We start from the raw sequence: 18,815 nt of genomic DNA, 5'->3' as shown, positions 1-18,815 counted from the left end.
TTTGATTGCTTATGGCAATCACTCTTGGGAGTGAACTAAGTTCACTCAAATTATTGGAATTAACGTTGACATATTGTCATTCAGTTTTCAATGTTCATTTTTTCGCGTTACAAGAATTAATGTTACCATAACTCCCAACTCTTTGCAACACTCATTTTTAAGAAGTTTTACACTTGAATGTTTGTTTCGTTTCAAGCAGTAATCTTTCTTGCTTTATTATATTACATCGTTATGAACATAGTTTCAAGTGCAAGTTTTACACTTTTTCACTTTGTTAATTTCGATGTCTTAAAGCTTTGCATCGCTTGTTTTCAGCGACTTTTATATCTTATCAAGATGGATTACTTTCGTCAATACTTTTTTACAACTTTTTTGTTTATTTTAAAATTAATTACGGAATGCTTATTGCTAGGCAAAATAAAACAGCGATTGAACGAGCATTCAATCGCTGTAATGATTAATGAACTACCTTATTTTTAAAGACGAATTGATAGATGATGATTAAGAGTGAGGCCACTAAAATACCAAATGCCATATTATTATCTATCGTAGTAAATACATTACTGTAATAGAAGAAAGACATAATAATCGATCCTGTCGTTGATCCAATAAATTTAAGCAGACTATAAGTGCTCATCATACTGCCTAATTGATGAGGCGCTGCACTTTCCTGTATCGTTACAATATTCTTTGTAAAAACTGTACCAAAAGATAAGCCTAAAAATGCTGATGCGATCGTTACAGCTATCGCATGATCAAAAATGAATATGATCAAACTTCCGATAATCATATATAAGAAACTTAATTGATAGACACGTTGTATCGTAAGTTTTGTTTCAAGCGTTTTCAATATAAATGTTGAAAGCAACCAGAATATCGAAATCGTAAACGTAGTCAGTCCTGCAAGCAACGGACTTAACCCCTTTTCTGTCTGAAGGTAAATCGGCAGAAAAATATTTGTCCCCATCATGATAATCGCATATAGCATATCCGTACCCATCACGATCCCGATTCTCTTATTAAATGCTTTCACTGGGATAAACGGTTCATTTAGTCTGCTTTCATATTTTATGAATATGATTAATATCATCATCGCCAAAATAAATAAAGCAGCATGAATAAACCAATGTGTTTCTATTAATAATGCACAAAGCAAGCTTCCAAGAAAGATATAAAAGTATATCAATCCTTTAAAATCAAATTTACTTTCCTGTTTCATTTCTTCAAACTTAAAATATTTAATGACCAGGACAATTGCTAAAAGTGCTAATGGAACATTGACGTAGAATAAATAACTCCAATTAAGATACGTCAAAATAAGTCCACCGAGTATCGGACCGACGATACTAGAGATACCCCATACCGATCCAACGATTCCCATCACCTTATAGCGGTAAGGAATTTCAAACGCTATCTTCGGTATGATATTCCCCATCGTCATCATAATTCCTGCACCTAACCCTTGCACTAATCTTGATGCAAGCAACATTTCAAATGTAAACGATAGTCCAGATAACATACTACCGATTATAAAAACAATAATACCGAGTATCATTAACCTTTTAGCACCTAGCCGCTTCATCAATTCTCCAACAATAGGTGTTACAATTACAATTGCTATCATATAAGTAGTGAAAATCAATGCGAGTGACTTTGTTGCATTTAAATCTTTCCCTATCGCGGGTGTTGCGAGTGAAATTATTGATGTTTCAATCGCACTCATAAACATAATAATCACTAATGCACTAATTAATCCTCTTTTCATCTTATCCCTCCATAGGAAAAATCAGATTAAACTTGCGTCTAATCTGATTTATCTTTTCTTTCTATTCGATTTCTTTTTCTTATGCGATACAACCTGTGTTGATTTTGACTGTTTTGTATTCTGTACTGTTTCAATAACAGGTTCTTCCCATGTACCTCGCGCTATTTTACGCGCTTTACGTTCTTCATATGATAAGCGATTATACTTCGGTAAAGATAATAGCTGAAATGCATTGCATAACAGTAAACTAAATATCGTGCAGTATAGCCACATCATATCTTTAACTTTTAAAAATGGAATCAATTCTACAGTTGTCATCACAACCATAAAGAACATTGCCGGAATAAATACATTCTTTCCTGTAAGTTTATTCTTATAAATTGCAACTGCAACTCCAAAAATAACGATAAGCAATGGAATCCAGATAAATTTCAAGATATCTCCGTCCTGTTTACCGAAACGTAAATATCTGAAATACACTAAATCAATTATCGCAAACAAAATAATTACGACCTGAATAGCATTCCATCCGTTCTTGAATATGCCTTGACCCATTTGATGAATAAAAAGATATGCAAAAAATGCCAGCTGAGAAATTGATGCAATCAGCAACCCATAACCCATAAACCAAACTAATGCGGCTAAAAATTCACCCATTTCACCTTTCACTAAGTAAACTGTCAGTTTGTCATATCCGAAAACTAAACTGACAAGCACTGTACAAACAAGGCCGATTAATAAAGTAATACCGTAAAATTTACCTAAATTCTTTAAAGTCACTTTAATACCTCATTACTTTTCTTCTGTTTTATTAATAATGCGCTCTGCCATATTTAAATAAATTTGACCTAGTTGATGATCTTCAGCATAAACTGACGGTGCAAATGCTTCTTCAGTCCAGTCAGGTTGTGCAAGTGGTAATTGGCCGATTAATTCTGTGTTTAACTCAGATGCTAATTTCTCTCCGCCACCTTTACCAAACACATATTCTTTCTCTCCTGTCACTTTGCTTTCAAAGTATGACATGTTCTCCACTACACCTAATATTTCATGATCAGTATGTAATGCCATAGCACCCGCACGCGCTGCAACAAATGCTGCTGTCGGATGAGGCGTTGTTACAATAATTTCTTTACTCTTCGGCAACATTGTATGTACATCAAGCGCAACGTCCCCTGTACCTGGTGGTAAATCTAAAAGGATATAGTCTAACTCTCCCCAATTTACTTCCTGGAAGAAGTTATTGATCATTTTACCTAACATTGGACCACGCCAGATAACTGGTGTGTTCTCTTCTACGAAAAATGCCATTGAAATAACTTTTACCCCGAAACGCTCAACTGGTTTAATTCTATTCCCTTCAATTTCAGGTTTTTCTGAAATCCCCATCATATCAGGTACACTAAATCCGTAAATATCCGCATCAACTAGCCCAACACGTTTTCCTAAGCGTGCTAAAGCAACTGCTAAGTTAACAGAAACTGTAGATTTACCTACGCCGCCTTTACCAGAAGCAATCGCAATAAAATTCACTTTATCATCCGGTGAAATTAATCGTTCGATTTCAGAAGATGACTGGCCACGGAATTGTTCTAAAGCTTCGTCATCTAATTGTTCGAAACGAAGCCCAACAGTATTTGCTCCATTTTCTTTTAATACTTCAACGATCTTCATTTGTAGATCAAGCTGTTCTTGTCCACCAAGCTTCGCGATACCGATCTTTAATGAAACATGATTTTTCTCTTCTTTAATTGAAACTTCCTTTACCCCACCAGTTTCTTTTAACGGAAGATTCACAACTGGATCATTTAACTTTTCGATTAATTCAATAACTTGTTCTTTAGTCAGCACAATAAACGCTCCTTCTTATTTCTAATAGCTATAGTTTAACAAAAGATTGTCACTTTGTATAAATTAATTTCTTATTCTAGGTTATATTCTATTAAAAGGGCTATAATAGATTACGGATTAAATTGAAAATAACGAAGATATACATATCGTACACATTTAAAGGAGAACACTATGACTAAAAACTACACAATTATGCAATACTTTGAATGGCATTCAAACGATGACGGTAATCACTGGAACAGATTAAAGGATGAAGCTGCATCACTCAAAGAAAAAGGATTTAATGCAATCTGGTTACCACCCGCAACGAAAGCAGATCACGTCATGAATACCGGCTATAGCGTATATGATTTATACGACTTAGGAGAATTCGACCAAAAAGGACAGGTTCGAACAAAATACGGTACAAAAGAAGAATTAATCGCAGCAATCGAAGCACTTCATGAACAAGACATTAAAGTTTATGCAGATGTCGTTCTAAATCATAAAGCAGGTGCTGATGAAGCTGAAACAGTACGCGTTGTAGAAGTTGATTCGAATGACAGAAATCATGAAATTTCTGAACCATTTGATATCGATGCGTTTACAAAATTCTATTTCCCGGGTCGTAATAAAAAATACAGTGCGTTCGAATGGAACTATACACATTTCAATGGTACTGATTATGACCATCGTACAGGACGAACAGGTATATTTAAAATTTTAGGTGAAAATAAAGACTGGAATGAAAATGTCGATCAGGAAAAAGGTAACTTTGATTATCTGATGTTTACAAATGTGGATTATCAACATCCCGACGTACGCGAAGAGACAATTAATTGGGGTAAATGGTTTATCGATACATTAAATATTGATGGTATGCGTCTTGATGCAGTAAAACATATTGAAAGTTATTTTATACGTGACTTTGTACATGCAATGCGCGAACATCGCGGTCAAGATTTCTATTTTGTCGGTGAATTCTGGAATCCAGACCTTGAAGTGAATGAGAACTTTTTAGATGAAGCAGAATACAGCTTAGATTTATTCGATGTGAGACTACACTTTAACTTTAAAGCTGCTTCAGAAGGTGGCGCTGCTTATGATCTACGTCAAATATTTGATGGCACTTTAGTGAAAGAGAATCCTGAGCATGCAGTAACCTTTGTAGACAATCATGATTCGCAACCAGGAGAAGCTTTAGAATCATTTGTTAAAGATTGGTTTAAACAATCTGCATACGCCCTTATCTTACTTCGTGAAGATGGTTTCCCATGTGTATTCTATGGCGATTATTATGGTATTGGCGGAGAAAATCCAATTGATGGTAAACAGATGGCGATCGATCCTTTACTCTATGTCCGTAAATTAAAAGCTTATGGTCAGCAAGATGATTACTTCGATCATCCAAATGTTGTCGGTTGGGTTAGACGTGGATATGCTGAAGATAAATCAGGATGTGCTGTCATCCTTAATAACAGCGAACAACCTGCTGAAAAACAAATGTTTGTTGGCGAAGATCGTGCCGGACAAACGTGGTATGACTATACCGACACCATTGAAGAAGGTGTGGTTATCGATGAAGAAGGTAATGGCATCTTCAAAGTAAATCCAGGCAGTGTGTCTGTATATTGCGAAAAAGAAGCATAATTAAAAAGATGACTGATCAATTAATCTGATCAGCCATCTTTTTTTAAAATATTATAAATGTTTCACTTCAGGTAACGGTTTCACCTGTGATTCAATCCATTCGCGCTTTGCTTCAAGAAATGGTGGTAAAGATAAACTTTCACCTAATGATTCAAGTGGTTCATTAACATCAAATCCCGGACCATCCGTTGCAAGTTCTATCAATATGCCTTGTCGCGTTCTTATATAAAGCGATTTAAAGAAATGACGATCTACGAAACCACTAGATGGTATATTATTTTCTTTAATAAAATCTATCCACTCTTGTAATTCATCTTCATCTTTAACACGTAATGCTATATGATGCATACTTCCTTTACCTGGACGTTCTTTCGCTTCAGTGTTATGCACTACTTGCAATTCATCGCCAGTGCCACCAAGGTCTGAACTAAACGTTAGTATTTCTTGCTGTGTAACTGGATGCACAAACGATCCTGTACTTCTATAGTCAAATATTTCAGTTAATACACTGCTAAATCCTTCTGCATCCTGGACATCCATCTTAAACGGACCAAGGCCAGTAATACCAAATTCAACTGGTACAACACTTTTTTCCCATGGTGTTCCTGCAGCTACACCTGCATTTGTACGGTCAGAAACTAACGCGAGTCGTTGACCTTCAAAATCTTCAAATTCTAATGTTAGTCTACCGTTAATCTCAATCGGTGCATCATGTTGTACATTGTATTGCTCAAAGCGTTCTTTAAAATAATGTATCGCTTCATCGCTTTTTACGCGCAATGCTATTTGCGAAATACTATTTGTCCCGCGATATGTGCTGCCGACGTTCGGTATTTCAAAGAATGTAATGTCCGTACCCGGATTTGCAACGCCATCTGCATAAAAAAGATGATACATTGACGGATCATCCTGGTTTACTGTCTTCTTCACTAAACGCATACCTAATATTTCAGTGTAAAATACTAAATTTTTTGCAGCATCTTTTGTAATACCTGATGCATGATGTTGTCCTAATATTTTTCTCATGATTATCTACCTCTTTTAATTTTAAATTTTATGTTAAAGATTATATTAAAGTTTTATATTAAATTTATTCCCGTTTCGAGATTATTTATGTTTTATCTTTCGAAGCAACTGTAATAATTCTTTTTGTTCATCCTGATCAAGGCCACTGAAAAGTTCTTCCTGCAATGCAGTGTGTTTAGGTCTCAGTGTTTCAACAACACGTTTTCCTTTGTGGGTCAATCGTATATGTTTCACCTTCCATTCCTGCGAACGTTCTATTAACCCATCTGCTTCTAATTTCTTAAGCAAATGCGTAATGTTCCCTTTCGTGACAAACATTAATTCAGATAATTCATTTTGTGTACAACCAGGATGAATATCTATTTGATTCAAACAGTCGAAGTGACTTGATGAATATCCTGTTTCCTTTAATTGTTCATTAATTTCTTTCAGAATATCGTTATAAATACGCGCCATATTAAGCCATACAAGATAACTTCTATTGGTTTCCATCTTCTCACCTCATTTATCAGTTTAACATTAAACTGATAAATGTCAATAGACTAGCACTGAAGTACTAGTCATCTTCTTTATTCAAATCTTCACTATCAGGATAGAATATTTCAGTTAAGTAATAAAGTAAGCTTATGACTGCCAGTATAACAAAGAAATTAATCTTAATATGCTGGTAGTTAATATGAACACCAAAATAAAACACGATTGTTGATAAACCAATCGTCAATAGATGGAAATACCATCCTTGAAAATATTTATTATCAGACTGCATGCGTTTTACGTCATCTAATATATATTCTATGACAACGAGCAGGAAATAGCCTATCGCAATATAGGAACCATAATAGAAACTATTATCCATCACATTCTCATTATACGTAAATTCAGCCAGTCTAAAATATATAAGGATACGACTCAAACCATACATACCAAACGTGATCATCAAAATAAATGAGGCACCGGAGATTAATACAACTGACAAAACAAATAAAATCGTGAATATAGAGCCTTTAGGAAATTTAAATTGTTTCATCAACTGCCCTCCTCATTATTTTTCCAATTCCCTTTTTTCTGTTAAATAATCTAAATATAGATTAACAAAGTATTTCGTTTTTGTGTAAAATAAAATAAACAAGGTTTTTATTTTACGTTTCAATAAAATTTATACTTTTAATATTTGTTCTATTGAATTTTATTGTATAATAAAGGAATAACTTAATCGTTAAAGGAGATTTACACATGAACACTATATTGGTTACTGGTGGTGCTGGTTATATCGGATCACATACAGTTACAAAGTTACTCAATTCTAATTATAACGTAATTGTGGCTGATGACCTATCAACAGGGCACAGAGATGCAGTTGATAGCCGTGCAAAGTTTTATCAATGTGATGTAAGCGATGAGAAACAGTTCTCAAAAATATTTGATGTTGAACAGATTGATGCAGTCTTACATTGTGCTGGAAAGATTGTCGTGAGTGAGTCTGTAAAAGATCCATTAAAATATTTTGAACATAACGTATGTGGATTAAATAGTGTGTTACGTGTTGTTGCTGACAAAGGTGTAAATAAATTTATGTTCTCATCAACTGCTTCTATCTATGGCAATAATTCATTTAATATTAAAGCAGTGGAATCTACACCTATTGCTCCAACCAACCCTTACGCTGAATCAAAACATATCGGCGAACAAATGATTCACTGGGTAAGCGAAAGATATGGTATCAATTACGTTATCTTTAGATATTTTAATGTGGCTGGTGCAATGCTGGATGGCTCTAATGGACTGCGCACTAAAAATCCAACGCACTTAATCCCTTCTATTAACAGCACATTGCTCGGAAAAAGAGAAGTGTTCGAAATCTTTGGCGATGATTACAAAACAGAAGATGGTACATGTATTCGAGACTTTATCCATGTCTTCGATCTTGCAAAAGCACATCAACTTGGAATGGATTATTTATTTAACGATGGTACATCAACTGTATTTAACCTGGGTACAGAGCAAGGTTATTCAGTAAAACAAGTTGTAGATGCAGCGCAAAAAGTAACCGGCCTGACACTTAACAAAAAGATATCAGAACGTCGTGGTGGAGACCCGGATTTCGTGCTAGCGAATGCTACAAAAGCACGTGCTACGCTTAACTGGTCACCAGAATATACATTAGGCGATATGATTCTTTCTGATTATAACTGGCGAAAGAAATTATAGATGCATATAAAAAGAGTCACACAATAAAATGTGTGGCTCTTTATTAGTTATTTTAAGTTTTCAGCTTGGTATACTATTTTTCCATCAATTACGGTTGCAGCTACTTCGATACCCTGTAACTGATATCGATCCACTTTAAAAGGGTCCTCTTTAAGAATCGTAAAATCAGCAATCTTACCTTCCTCAATCGTTCCATATGCTGATATATTATCTGCAACTTTAGCCGCTTCAGTCGTATAAAGTGCTATCGCTTCAAAGACACTGAGTGCTTCGGCCATATTATAGCCATCACTTTTGTCATCTGCTGCTTTACGATTTATTGCAGCAGCAATACCTGAGAGTGGTCTGAAATCTTCTATCGGGCTATCAGAACCTCCTCCACAAATAATACCTTTATCAAGTAATGACTTCCATGGATAACTGTAACGGATACGCGAAGTACCAACTCTTTCGATTGCCCATGGAAAGTCAGAGGCAACAAACATCGGCTGTATATCACATATTATATTAAGACGCGCCATTCTTTCGATTAAATCTTCTCTTAAGAAACTCACATGAATCAATCTATCTCGCCCACTACGTGGTGGATGAGCTTCTATCGCATCAAGCACCATTTCAACAGCTTTATCACCGATCATATGCACAGCGATATTTACATCTAAATCTCGTGCTTTTTTCACTTGCTCGGCAAGTTCATCTGGCGTATAGATTGCGAGTCCATACGTATCTTCATCACTATACGGTTCACTAAATAAAGCAGTTCTACCGCCTAATGCGCCATCTGCATAGAATTTCATCGCATCTGGTCTGAAATAATCATTGTAATCAAAATCATATTGAACGACCTCTTCAATGACCTCCGTATGGCGTAAAATATTTAATCTAAAAGGATTATCCTTATTAATAACATTTTTATATGCATTCAACACATCTTTAAAATCATTATAGTAAGCAAGATCCTCTGTATGAACTCCTGTTAAACCTGCTTGCGTAAATTGCTGTACTGCATATTCAACGTGTCCTGTTAGTGACGCTTCATCTTCTATTGATGCAACTTCTAACATTGCTTCCATGGCATTATCATGCACCCAACCGTTCAACACGCCGTCTACCTTCTCATAATGACCACCTGGCATATCAGCTACATTGTCATTGATATTAAAATACTCAAACACACTTGAATTAACGATTGCTGCATGTCTGCAAACACGTTTAATAATCACCTTCTTGTCAGTGATTGCATCAATATCATCTTTCATTATTTTATATCCATCTAATTGATTTTCATTGTACCCTTCGCATATTAAAAAGCTACCGTCATCCATATTTTCAGTTGCATTACGAATTTTTTCGATGATTACTTCTATATCATGGTCATCTTTAAAATTAACACCTCTCAGTGCAATTCCTGTTCCAACAAGATGAATATGAGTATCTACAAAACCTGGAAACATTGCATTACCATTTAAATCTATGTATTTAACATCTTTTAAATCTGGTACTTCCTGATAAATCGCTTTTATGCGATTGCCATCAACAAGCACTGCCTGCACAGTTTCATTATCGTGCTTCATCGTATAGATTGGACCGTTAAAGTATAATTCCAAGATCATCCCTCCAAATAAAAAAAGATATACTAATTAATATTAGTATACCTTTATTATCTGATGATTTAAAATTCTAATCCTAAAGCTTTAAATGTATCGCCTTCGCTTAAATCGCCGGCTTCATAACCTTTTTTAAACCATTTCATACGGTCAGCACTTGATCCATGTGTAAATGTATCTGGATTTGCTCTACCAATTGCTTTTTCCTGAATCGTATCATCACCTACAGCATGCGCTGCTTTAATCGCTTCTTCTAGGTCATCTTCATCAGTGTAACCCATTTCCTGTGCATGTTTCGCATAGACACCAGCTAAATAGTCTGCCTGTAACTCAACTGCTACTGAATACTTATTATATTCAGTTTCAGATAATTGATTTCTTAATTGGTGGAATTTTGGTAGGATACCTAATTCATTTTGGACGTGGTGACCTACTTCATGTGCAATAACATAAGCCATCGCAAAGTCTCCAGGTGCATTAAACTTTTTATCTAATTCATCCATAAAAGATAAATCGATATAAACTTTTTGATCTGTCGGACAGTAGAAAGGTCCCATCTGTGCGCTTGCATTACCACAACCTGAACGCACACCATCCGTATATAGTACTAGTTTAGGTTCAGTATATGTACGATCATATTTCTTAAATAATTCATGCCATACATCTTCAGTATCTTTAAGAACAACCGACGCAAACTGACCACGTTCATCTAATGACTGTTCAGTCTTAGTATCAACTTGTTCAGCCTCTTTCTTTACATTACCTGTTTCAAACGGATTATCTTGAGAACCAGAGCCACCTGATGTTGCGCCATTATCTTGTGTTTGCTCTTGTTGTGAAGGATCTCCACCAAGAACACCACCTAAATCTCCAGGGTTACCCCCCATTAACATAAAGATAATCATGGCAATAACACCTAAACAACCCATTCCGCCTCCGCCGATAACCATTGGGCTACCGCCGCCTGAGAATCCGCCACCAGATCCTCTAGCATCCTCAACGTTCGAACTACCTTGTCGACCTTGCCATTTCATATACGTTCCCCCTACTCGGTTGATTGCTAACATAATAGTTAATATTACTTACCCTAAATTGCTATGTCGCAATCATAAAAATGTTACAAAATTTATTTAAACGCTTTTATTGCATCGATTGAAGATAGCCCTTCAACGACAAGGTACTGACCATTCACAAAACGTTTCACTTTAACTTTCTCTTCATTCACCTGATCCCCATAGATTTTATTGACGTAATATTCTTTTACCGGGTGTGCAAGTTTCTTTTTATTTTTATGTGTTGTTAACTTTTTCTTCACGTATCGCTCTGGTAACCATATATGATCTTTATAAGATAGATGAATCTTAACTTTCATCTTATCTCCGATGTATAAATCTTTATGATGATCTAAACCACCTTGATATAAAAAGCGTTGTGTATCAGCTTCAGGATTTACTGCCACCTGTTCATATGTATCCACAGTGCCATTGTATAATTTATCTTTATTTTGTACGTGTTTGGCATCAAATTTTAATCCTTCTTCAAGGAAGTCAATCTGCTTTCTGCTTGTTGTTCCTTCTACAAAGTACTTCTCATCTGTTACTACCAGAATCGGTTTTGTCTGTGCTTTTTCTGAGAATTTCTCAATTTGAGCTTTATCCAGTTTAACAACTTTTCCGTCCGTACTTGCTTTAACTGTTAATTCATCTATCTTACCTGAAATTTGTGTCTGCTTTTCCTTTAATATATCAATATTGTTCTCTGCTTTAGATAGTTCAGAATCCAGCCAGTTTAACTGTGCTTCAATTTCATCAAGTTTATTTTCAGAAGAAGTGTCGCTTTCCATCATTTCCATCGCTAGAATTTGTCCTTCAATCTGATCTTTCTCAATCATTTTGTTATCTAATGAAAGACCAACTTCTTTTTCTTTAGAGAACAGGGCTTCATCGTTATATGTGAACAATGGATCACCTTTTTGGACGGTATCTCCTAGTTCCACATGCATGAGAACCGGCTCTTTCTGTTCACCTTTCTGAAAATAGTTCGATAAGTTCTGTTTAACTTTACCATCGACATTTAATACGTGTGTCTTTATACGTTCATCAATTTCAATCGTATTCTTCTTATCCTGTTCATTTAAGTATAAAAATATGACACTTGCTAATACCAACGCAAGTACAATTAACGATAAGACAACCGGCAAAAACCATTTATTCTTCATTACATTCACACGCCCTATGCCAAAATTTCAATTTATAATGCACAACACATTACACATCGTTTATTACTTTTATCTACACATCCAGAAGATTTAATTTTCTGTGATTAAATTTAAGTTATTTAATGATACGGTCATCATCTGATTTAATATGCGCATTAAAATCATCCATATTAATTTTTTTCTGAGATTGATAATACTTATACGTAAGTCCGATAAGCATTAAAGCAGCAAATAAAGATACAAAGCCCATCCAGCTGACTTCTCCTCGTCCAGGACCAATAATGTAATAGTATGATAAATAGAGATTTATAGCCACAAGCGCTAACATCATGATAATGACATAAATATGTGTTTTAGATTTCAAATGCTTCACCTCTATAATAATTTATTATTGATTAAATCCTGACGAGCTGTTTCAACACTATCTTTTCCTTCTTTATTCTTCAACGGACTAAATTCACTTGCACGGTCCACTTGTAATGTCTTAAATGATTGACCATAACGGAAGATGTCAAAATAAAACTTCTCAAACTTTAATGTTGATTGTTTTACAGGATTTAATTCACCGTCTAATTGTTCTAAGTTCTTGATTGCTAAGTGATATGGTAATTCACTTTCAGCATGCGTTATTAAATAGTCTAATTTAAAGATGTGAATACCAATATTTGCATTGCGATATGTATTCTCTTCACCTTCAGGTAATTCAGTGTACTCCATAACTTGTTTAACACCTTCAACTTCAATGACACGTCCAACACTTTCATTATCTTTCGCTGCAATTGTCTTTGTAGTAACATCTGACTGACTGTCTACTGCTAATCCGCAAAGAATTGGATCTAATACTTTTACGAGAACATTATCAATGTTATTGATGTAAAGATATTCTACGCCTTTATCTTTTAAGTTTTTATTTACTCCAGATGTATTTAACGCTTCAAAAATACCACCATTGCCATTCGGTGTAGTAAGAAGTGATTGCTCTTTATTTAATAATAATTCACCTGACTCACTCAACGCCACAATATTCGGTTGTTTAAAGAACGTAATATTTTCTTTTGACATACCGAAATAATGATGTGCTTCAAAGTAAGCTAACGTTTCCTCGTGATTAATGTCACTCGTCATAATTGTCCACGGGATATTGATATTATACGCTTCATTATAAGCTATAATTTGTTCCGCCTGAAATTCAAACAAACTTTTCCCGTCAAATTCGAATGTACCTTTTGGCCCTGGATGTTCTAAACGTGTACCTTGACCACCTGCCATCAATACAGGTGCTATTTTAAGTTGTCTAATTGCTTCTAACCCTTTTTCTTTATATGTATTACGCATTTCTTCTGACATTTCATCTTTGATGATTGTCTCAACGTCTTTAATTTCACCTTGTGGTAACTTTACCTCTCGATTAACATAAACTTCATCATATAACTTTTTAATGCGATCAAAATCCTGCTGTCTCAGCATATTTTGTAACTCAATCTTTTTATCATTAGATAAGCGTTCTAATTGTGTTGCTAAAGTTGTATGACCGTATTGTTCTAATTTATTGTTCATCCGTGAAATTCTCCTTAGACTTTATTATTTTAAAATTTTGTTAATTCATATTCATTCATATTTTATCATGATTAGTTTAGCCATACTAATGTTCTATGAAACATTTCTGTATAAAATAGATACATCGTTAACACACTAAATGTCGTTGCAAGTGACAAATCTAAAACCCCACCCGTCTTAAATGTAAAAGGGAAAACAATTTTCTTATTTATCGGGAAGAATAAAGTGACGCCACGCGGTGTTAACATATCTAATAGCAAATGGCTGATTACACCGAGCACTGCGCTAATCACATATATTGTATTAACATTCAACACAATTAATAATATTCCTGTAAGCAACATAAAAAATATTGAATGCGTCAGCGTACGATGTCCAAAAATAAGTGCTATTAACGAACTGATTGGCCATATCTTTTTCCCGAGCTTACTCCCCGCATGACAAATATCCGGCACGATACTAAACAATGCTGTCGTACCTATAATACCGGCAAAAGAACTGATATCATAAGCAGCATTCATTCCATAAGATGTGCCGATCAGCACACCGAGTGCTACATGCGTTTTTCCGGTCATTAGACACATCTCCTTCATATTTGACACTTCTGTGAAATACATCACATATCCATTGAAATATATTTCACATATTATTATACTAGCATTATAAGTCAATGAGTATTAAATAAATGAAATAACCCCCTTTATTTCGCCCAACTCATTCTAATCAAATGCTTATGACTACATTTGAACGCAAAAAATCGACTCAATTTGTTTGAGTCGATTTTTTACTTTCTCGCCAACCATTTTAAAGCTTCGCGTTCTGACAATGGTGAGAGTTTATTGGAAGAGACAAAATCTTTTACGAATACAGCATTCGTCTTTGAATATTCTCTTAGTACCCAACCAATCGCTTTACGAATAAAAAATGCTTTATCATCTTTCGTATTTAGAATAAATTCTGTGAGCAATGTTTCGTTCATTTTATCCTTATATTTTAGTTGATGTAAAAGACTAGCGCGTTGTAGCCAGATGTTATCAGAACGATTCCATTCCCGCATCTTCTGTTCTCCTATGTTACGTTCTCTTAGTACTATCGCCCCAACAATATTCGGTGCGATTGTATCTACCGAGTCCCACCAGCTATGTGTCGTTAAAAGTCCTTCAATATAATCAAGATCAGTCACATTAAACAACTTTTCTTTTTTATTTAGAATCACCATACCAATATAGTGATATTCTCGTTCTCTCTCAAAAAAACAATCGTCCACCAGTGCTTTTACATCTTCTTTAGCATCTGGTAATCCCTGTTTAAATAATTCTCTCATCACAGGCGCAGTGACACTCTTCTTAATACCGAGAAATGGAAAGTTATTTTTCATATAACTTTCCATCGAATGTTGATGTTCACTATTTTTTAATGGAACATATGCTGCTCTAATATCATTGATTGTTATCATCTGAATTGTCCTGCACTGCTGACCTCGATTGTTGCGCTGTATCCTCTTTTGTCAGCGTATTTTTTTGTTCTGTCGTTTTCGGTTCTGTCGTTCTTACTTCATCAGATTCAGAAGTTTGAGGCGGTTCCGTAGTTGGTTCTGTTGTTTTCGGTTCTGTCGTCTTATCCGGTTTAGCAGGGATGACTTCAGTTGTAATCGGGACAGTGTTCTTCTGTTCATTTGTGACCTTCTCTTGTTTTTCAATCGTTTTCTCTTCAGTTTCGGTTTGAACAGCCAAATCACATTGACCACTTCTACAAATATAGCCCTCACTCGTCAGATTGTTCCACGCTTTCGAATATTCAGAAGTGTGACTAATATCCTGACAATCAGCTGTTTTTTCTTTGTCCGGCGTTACAAGGCAAGTTCTTGCAAGATTATACCGTTCTGTATCATAACCTCTTGATGTTTGAACAGTTTTAGTTGTGGTTGCTGTACTGTTTTTTTCTTTCTTTTCTTTCGTACTATTCTTTTCTTTTTTTGCTGTTTTTTTAGTATCATCAGTCTTTTTCTTATCAACTGGTGGTTTTACTTTCACTTCTATATCAGGCTTATGATCGACTTTTTCAGGTGCATCTTCTGCCTTACCACACGCACAAAGTACTACTGACATGAGCAAAATACTTATCCACTTTTTCATTGTTTCTCTCCTTAGATGTATGAAATTAACGACATACAATGTAAGTATTATACCACATGCACTAAAAATGTGTAGAAACACTATTTTTCCTGTACTTAAGCATCATTTCAGCACGACATAATAGAGTTTTGCTATGATGATGATAGAAAAGGCGGAGGTGTATATATGCAGGAAAATACAAAAGGGGTACTATATGCAGGTGGTGCATATTTATTATGGGGATTACTTCCTACATATTGGCGTTCAGTCGATACCTTCAACCCTTATGAGATATTATTTCATCGCGTTATCTGGTCAGCTGTATTTATGGTAATTTTGATTGTCGTATTAAAGAAATGGGGCACCTTTAAAACAGATACGAAAGCGTTATTCAATCGTAAAAAAGAATTGATTGCACTGATTATCGCTAGTATCGTAATTATGGTGAACTGGGGTATATTTATCTGGGCGATTAACAACCATCATGTATTGCAGGCTAGTCTTGGATATTACATTAATCCATTGATGAGTATCGCCCTTGGATTTATTTTTATGAAAGAACGTTTTAATATACTAGAGACGTTTGCGATTATCTTTGCAGCAATTGGTGTACTTTATATGACAATCAGCAGCGGTACTTTCCCACTCATATCAATTATTCTTGCTATGAGTTTTGCATTATATGGGCTGATGAAGAAGTTTGTCAATATCGATGCTATCTATAGTATCGCACTTGAAACAATCATATCATTACCAGTAGCAATGCTTGGTCTCTTCCTATTAGCGAGACAAGGTGAACAGCACTTCGGTATGAATCATACGAGTTTTCTCATACTTTTTGCCGGGATCGCTACTGCAGTACCACTCATCATGTTTACAGCAGGCACAAAACGTATCCCATTATCTTTAATCGGCTTCTTACAATATATTTCACCAACTTTAATATTACTGCAAGGTGTCTTTTTGTTCGGGGAGTCATTTAGTATGACCGATCTTTTAACTTTCTTATGTATATGGACGGGCCTTATCCTTTATAGTTATAGTAAATACATGCAATTTAAGGCGATGAAACGTAAAAAACTGCTCAGTTAACATCACTGAGCAGTTTTTCTATTCAAAGATATATTTATTCTGACTTGAGATAAAAGCAAAAATAAACATCACAATCGTAATCATAAAGAACATAATATAACTCGGTGTATGACTATTAAATACATCATGTAAATATCCGAAAAGCATCGGACCAATGGCAGCTACAAAATACCCGACAGATTGACTGAAACCAGACAATTCAATCGCATCTTCAGTTGTCTTGGCACGTAGCGAGAAGAACAACATGCATAGACTAAATGCCGCACCACCGGCCAAACCAGTGGCTATCATTGCAATAACGATAAATATTGTCTTGTTAACTAACAATGCACTGAAACCAATTAAAAATAATGTTGTAAATAAATATACAAGCGGGCGTTGATTTTTCATTTTCATCGCAATAACCGGCATCAGGAAAGTCATCGGTAACTGAGCAAACTGATTGAGCATTAAATAATAACCAGCTGCTTCCTGATCTACTCCATAAGACATTAAAATATCAGGGAACCATGTAACTGTTGAATAAAAGTTCATCGACTGAAATCCCATCATTAAAGCAATTGCAATCGCAAGTTTAGATTTATATATAGGACGCTTACTTTCTGTTACAGATAATCTTGGATTATATCTCAGTTGTGGCATCCATAGTAAAATACCAGCAATACTAAATAATATCCAGAACCCTAGTGAATATTGATATCCTCCATCATTAACCTTACTTAATGGCACACTTAAACCACCACCGATACCTGCTGTCATATTCATCGTTGCAGCAAATACACCCGTCATCAATCCCATCTGTTCAGGGAAACGCCATTTTACAAAGCTTGGAAGTATTACATTTCCTATCGCTATGCCAATACCAATCAATACCGTACCCGTTAACAACATCGGGATGTTTGGAATAATACGAATAATAAGACCACAAAGTAGAATAAACATGCCAATCATCAATGCAGCACTCATCCCTACTGAACGAGAGAAACGTGCGACAAATGGTGATACCATCCCAAACATAATCAGAGGAATCGTTGTTAGCATTCCAAGTAAGGCTTTCGGAAGAGCTAATGCCTCTCCAATTTCTGAAATCATCGGACCAATTGCCGTAAGCGGTGCTCTTAATGTCGAAGCAACGACAACAACACCAAGTAGTAATATCAACATTTGAATTTTTTTATTCAATTTTGTCCTCCTTAATCGCTCTATTTATAACGATTATTTGTTAATTCAATCATATCACGTAATTTTCATTTTTTTTCGGGAAAAAACATCGGTTTAATTGTAAGTCTTCATAAAAAGGGGTATATTTATGGTATCAAATAAATAAGGATGTGTATTAAAAATGGCAATGAGAATTACTAAGAACGATAAAGAAGTAAATATCAAATGGCGTGTTGCTGACATCACAATTCCGAACGAAGACATCTTAAGCGTGAAAGAAGATACAAACATCTATGCTGGTGCAGATGAGAATAACGATGAGAAAGTAGTACGTATCGGTTCAACTTTTGGTAAAACAAATCGTATCCTTTTAGACACTAAAGATAAAAAATACATCATCTACACACACAACGACAAAAAAATCATCAATGAATTAAATAAGTAATTGTAATACGATGGAGGCCGGGTTTATATACGGCCTCTTTTTATGTTTCTTTGTATTATATTTTTCGCCCGTCTTTGCCGGATAATATGAGTATCCGGAAATGATGACTCATCTCTCACATATTTTTCACCCGTCTTTTCCG

At 35.2% G+C, this 18,815-nt stretch carries 19 protein-coding genes; 4 read left to right on the top strand and 15 right to left on the bottom strand.

Annotation, left to right across the window (positions count from 1 at the left end; all coding sequences use genetic code 11):
- Positions 1-457: 457 nt before the first annotated feature.
- The 3 genes from BFS35_RS07915 to BFS35_RS07905 are packed head-to-tail and all read right to left on the bottom strand — an operon-like array spanning position 458 to position 3,616.
- A complete protein-coding gene (locus BFS35_RS07915) occupies positions 458-1,765 on the bottom strand; it encodes an MFS transporter (RefSeq protein WP_099578692.1) in 1,308 nt (435 codons plus the stop codon).
- Positions 1,766-1,813: 48 nt separating this feature from the next.
- The gene (locus tag BFS35_RS07910) at positions 1,814-2,545 is read right to left on the bottom strand and encodes a KinB-signaling pathway activation protein (RefSeq protein ID WP_099578694.1); all 732 of its coding nucleotides are present in this window, start codon (positions 2,543-2,545) and stop codon (positions 1,814-1,816) included.
- Between the two features lie 12 nt (positions 2,546-2,557).
- Complete coding sequence (locus BFS35_RS07905) at positions 2,558-3,616, bottom strand: Mrp/NBP35 family ATP-binding protein (protein ID WP_099578696.1); 1,059 nt, start codon at positions 3,614-3,616, stop codon at positions 2,558-2,560.
- Between the two features lie 171 nt (positions 3,617-3,787).
- Between BFS35_RS07905 and BFS35_RS07900 the strand changes: the two genes are divergently transcribed.
- Positions 3,788-5,245: an alpha-amylase gene (locus tag BFS35_RS07900; protein ID WP_099578698.1), complete on the top strand. Its 1,458-nt coding sequence runs from the start codon at positions 3,788-3,790 to the stop codon at positions 5,243-5,245.
- Between the two features lie 51 nt (positions 5,246-5,296).
- Here the strand turns inward: BFS35_RS07900 and BFS35_RS07895 are convergent, their stop codons facing one another.
- The 3 genes from BFS35_RS07895 to BFS35_RS07885 form a co-directional block, all read right to left on the bottom strand.
- The gene (locus tag BFS35_RS07895; protein WP_099578700.1) at positions 5,297-6,271 is read right to left on the bottom strand and encodes a VOC family protein; all 975 of its coding nucleotides are present in this window, start codon (positions 6,269-6,271) and stop codon (positions 5,297-5,299) included.
- An 81-nt stretch (positions 6,272-6,352) separates the two neighbouring features.
- Positions 6,353-6,763: a MarR family winged helix-turn-helix transcriptional regulator gene (locus tag BFS35_RS07890; RefSeq protein ID WP_099578702.1), complete on the bottom strand. Its 411-nt coding sequence runs from the start codon at positions 6,761-6,763 to the stop codon at positions 6,353-6,355.
- Positions 6,764-6,827: 64 nt separating this feature from the next.
- The gene (locus tag BFS35_RS07885; protein WP_099578704.1) at positions 6,828-7,298 is read right to left on the bottom strand and encodes a SepA family multidrug efflux transporter; all 471 of its coding nucleotides are present in this window, start codon (positions 7,296-7,298) and stop codon (positions 6,828-6,830) included.
- A 206-nt stretch (positions 7,299-7,504) separates the two neighbouring features.
- On the opposite strand from BFS35_RS07885, the gene galE reads away from it, so the two are divergent.
- Positions 7,505-8,479, top strand: a complete 975-nt coding sequence (gene galE / locus BFS35_RS07880) for a UDP-glucose 4-epimerase GalE (RefSeq protein ID WP_099578706.1) — start codon at positions 7,505-7,507, stop codon at positions 8,477-8,479.
- 47 nt (positions 8,480-8,526) lie between these two features.
- Here galE and BFS35_RS07875 read toward each other — a convergent pair whose 3' ends face one another.
- The 8 genes from BFS35_RS07875 to BFS35_RS07840 all read right to left on the bottom strand — a co-directional run bounded on the left by BFS35_RS07875 (position 8,527) and on the right by BFS35_RS07840 (position 15,996).
- The gene (locus BFS35_RS07875; protein ID WP_240628410.1) at positions 8,527-10,092 is read right to left on the bottom strand and encodes an amidohydrolase; all 1,566 of its coding nucleotides are present in this window, start codon (positions 10,090-10,092) and stop codon (positions 8,527-8,529) included.
- Positions 10,093-10,151: 59 nt separating this feature from the next.
- Positions 10,152-11,120 (bottom strand): KPN_02809 family neutral zinc metallopeptidase, encoded by a 969-nt coding sequence (gene ypfJ, locus BFS35_RS07870; RefSeq protein ID WP_099578708.1) that lies wholly within the window; start codon positions 11,118-11,120, stop codon positions 10,152-10,154.
- Positions 11,121-11,212: 92 nt separating this feature from the next.
- Positions 11,213-12,304, bottom strand: a complete 1,092-nt coding sequence (locus BFS35_RS07865) for an HlyD family efflux transporter periplasmic adaptor subunit (RefSeq protein ID WP_099578710.1) — start codon at positions 12,302-12,304, stop codon at positions 11,213-11,215.
- A gap of 115 nt (positions 12,305-12,419) precedes the next feature.
- Positions 12,420-12,668 carry a hypothetical protein gene (locus BFS35_RS07860; RefSeq protein WP_099578712.1) on the bottom strand — a complete coding sequence of 83 codons (249 nt, stop codon included), beginning with the start codon at positions 12,666-12,668 and terminating at the stop codon, positions 12,420-12,422.
- 11 nt (positions 12,669-12,679) lie between these two features.
- Positions 12,680-13,861: a UTP--glucose-1-phosphate uridylyltransferase gene (locus tag BFS35_RS07855; RefSeq protein ID WP_099578714.1), complete on the bottom strand. Its 1,182-nt coding sequence runs from the start codon at positions 13,859-13,861 to the stop codon at positions 12,680-12,682.
- A gap of 71 nt (positions 13,862-13,932) precedes the next feature.
- Complete coding sequence (locus BFS35_RS07850; protein ID WP_099578716.1) at positions 13,933-14,436, bottom strand: metal-dependent hydrolase; 504 nt, start codon at positions 14,434-14,436, stop codon at positions 13,933-13,935.
- 209 nt (positions 14,437-14,645) lie between these two features.
- Entirely contained in the window at positions 14,646-15,317 is a 672-nt protein-coding gene (locus BFS35_RS07845) for a DNA alkylation repair protein (protein ID WP_099578717.1), read from the bottom strand.
- Positions 15,301-15,996: a hypothetical protein gene (locus BFS35_RS07840; RefSeq protein ID WP_099578719.1), complete on the bottom strand. Its 696-nt coding sequence runs from the start codon at positions 15,994-15,996 to the stop codon at positions 15,301-15,303. Before BFS35_RS07840 ends, BFS35_RS07845 begins: the two co-directional genes overlap by 17 nt.
- Positions 15,997-16,161: 165 nt before the next feature.
- Between BFS35_RS07840 and rarD the strand changes: the two genes are divergently transcribed.
- Entirely contained in the window at positions 16,162-17,067 is a 906-nt protein-coding gene (gene rarD, locus BFS35_RS07835) for an EamA family transporter RarD (RefSeq protein ID WP_099578721.1), read from the top strand.
- Positions 17,068-17,085: 18 nt separating this feature from the next.
- On the opposite strand, the gene BFS35_RS07830 is transcribed toward rarD, so the two are convergent.
- A complete protein-coding gene (locus BFS35_RS07830; RefSeq protein ID WP_240628409.1) occupies positions 17,086-18,249 on the bottom strand; it encodes a CynX/NimT family MFS transporter in 1,164 nt (387 codons plus the stop codon).
- Positions 18,250-18,409: 160 nt separating this feature from the next.
- Here BFS35_RS07830 and BFS35_RS07825 point away from each other — a divergent pair, with 160 nt between their 5' ends.
- Positions 18,410-18,673 (top strand): SunI/YnzG family protein, encoded by a 264-nt coding sequence (locus tag BFS35_RS07825; protein ID WP_096077344.1) that lies wholly within the window; start codon positions 18,410-18,412, stop codon positions 18,671-18,673.
- The last annotated feature ends 142 nt before the right edge of the window (positions 18,674-18,815 follow it).

Source organism: Macrococcoides goetzii (assembly GCF_002742385.2).
GTDB lineage: Bacteria > Bacillota > Bacilli > Staphylococcales > Staphylococcaceae > Macrococcoides > Macrococcoides goetzii.
Note: the sequence above shows the minus strand (reverse complement) of the source record. Positions and strands in the feature narration are given on the sequence as shown.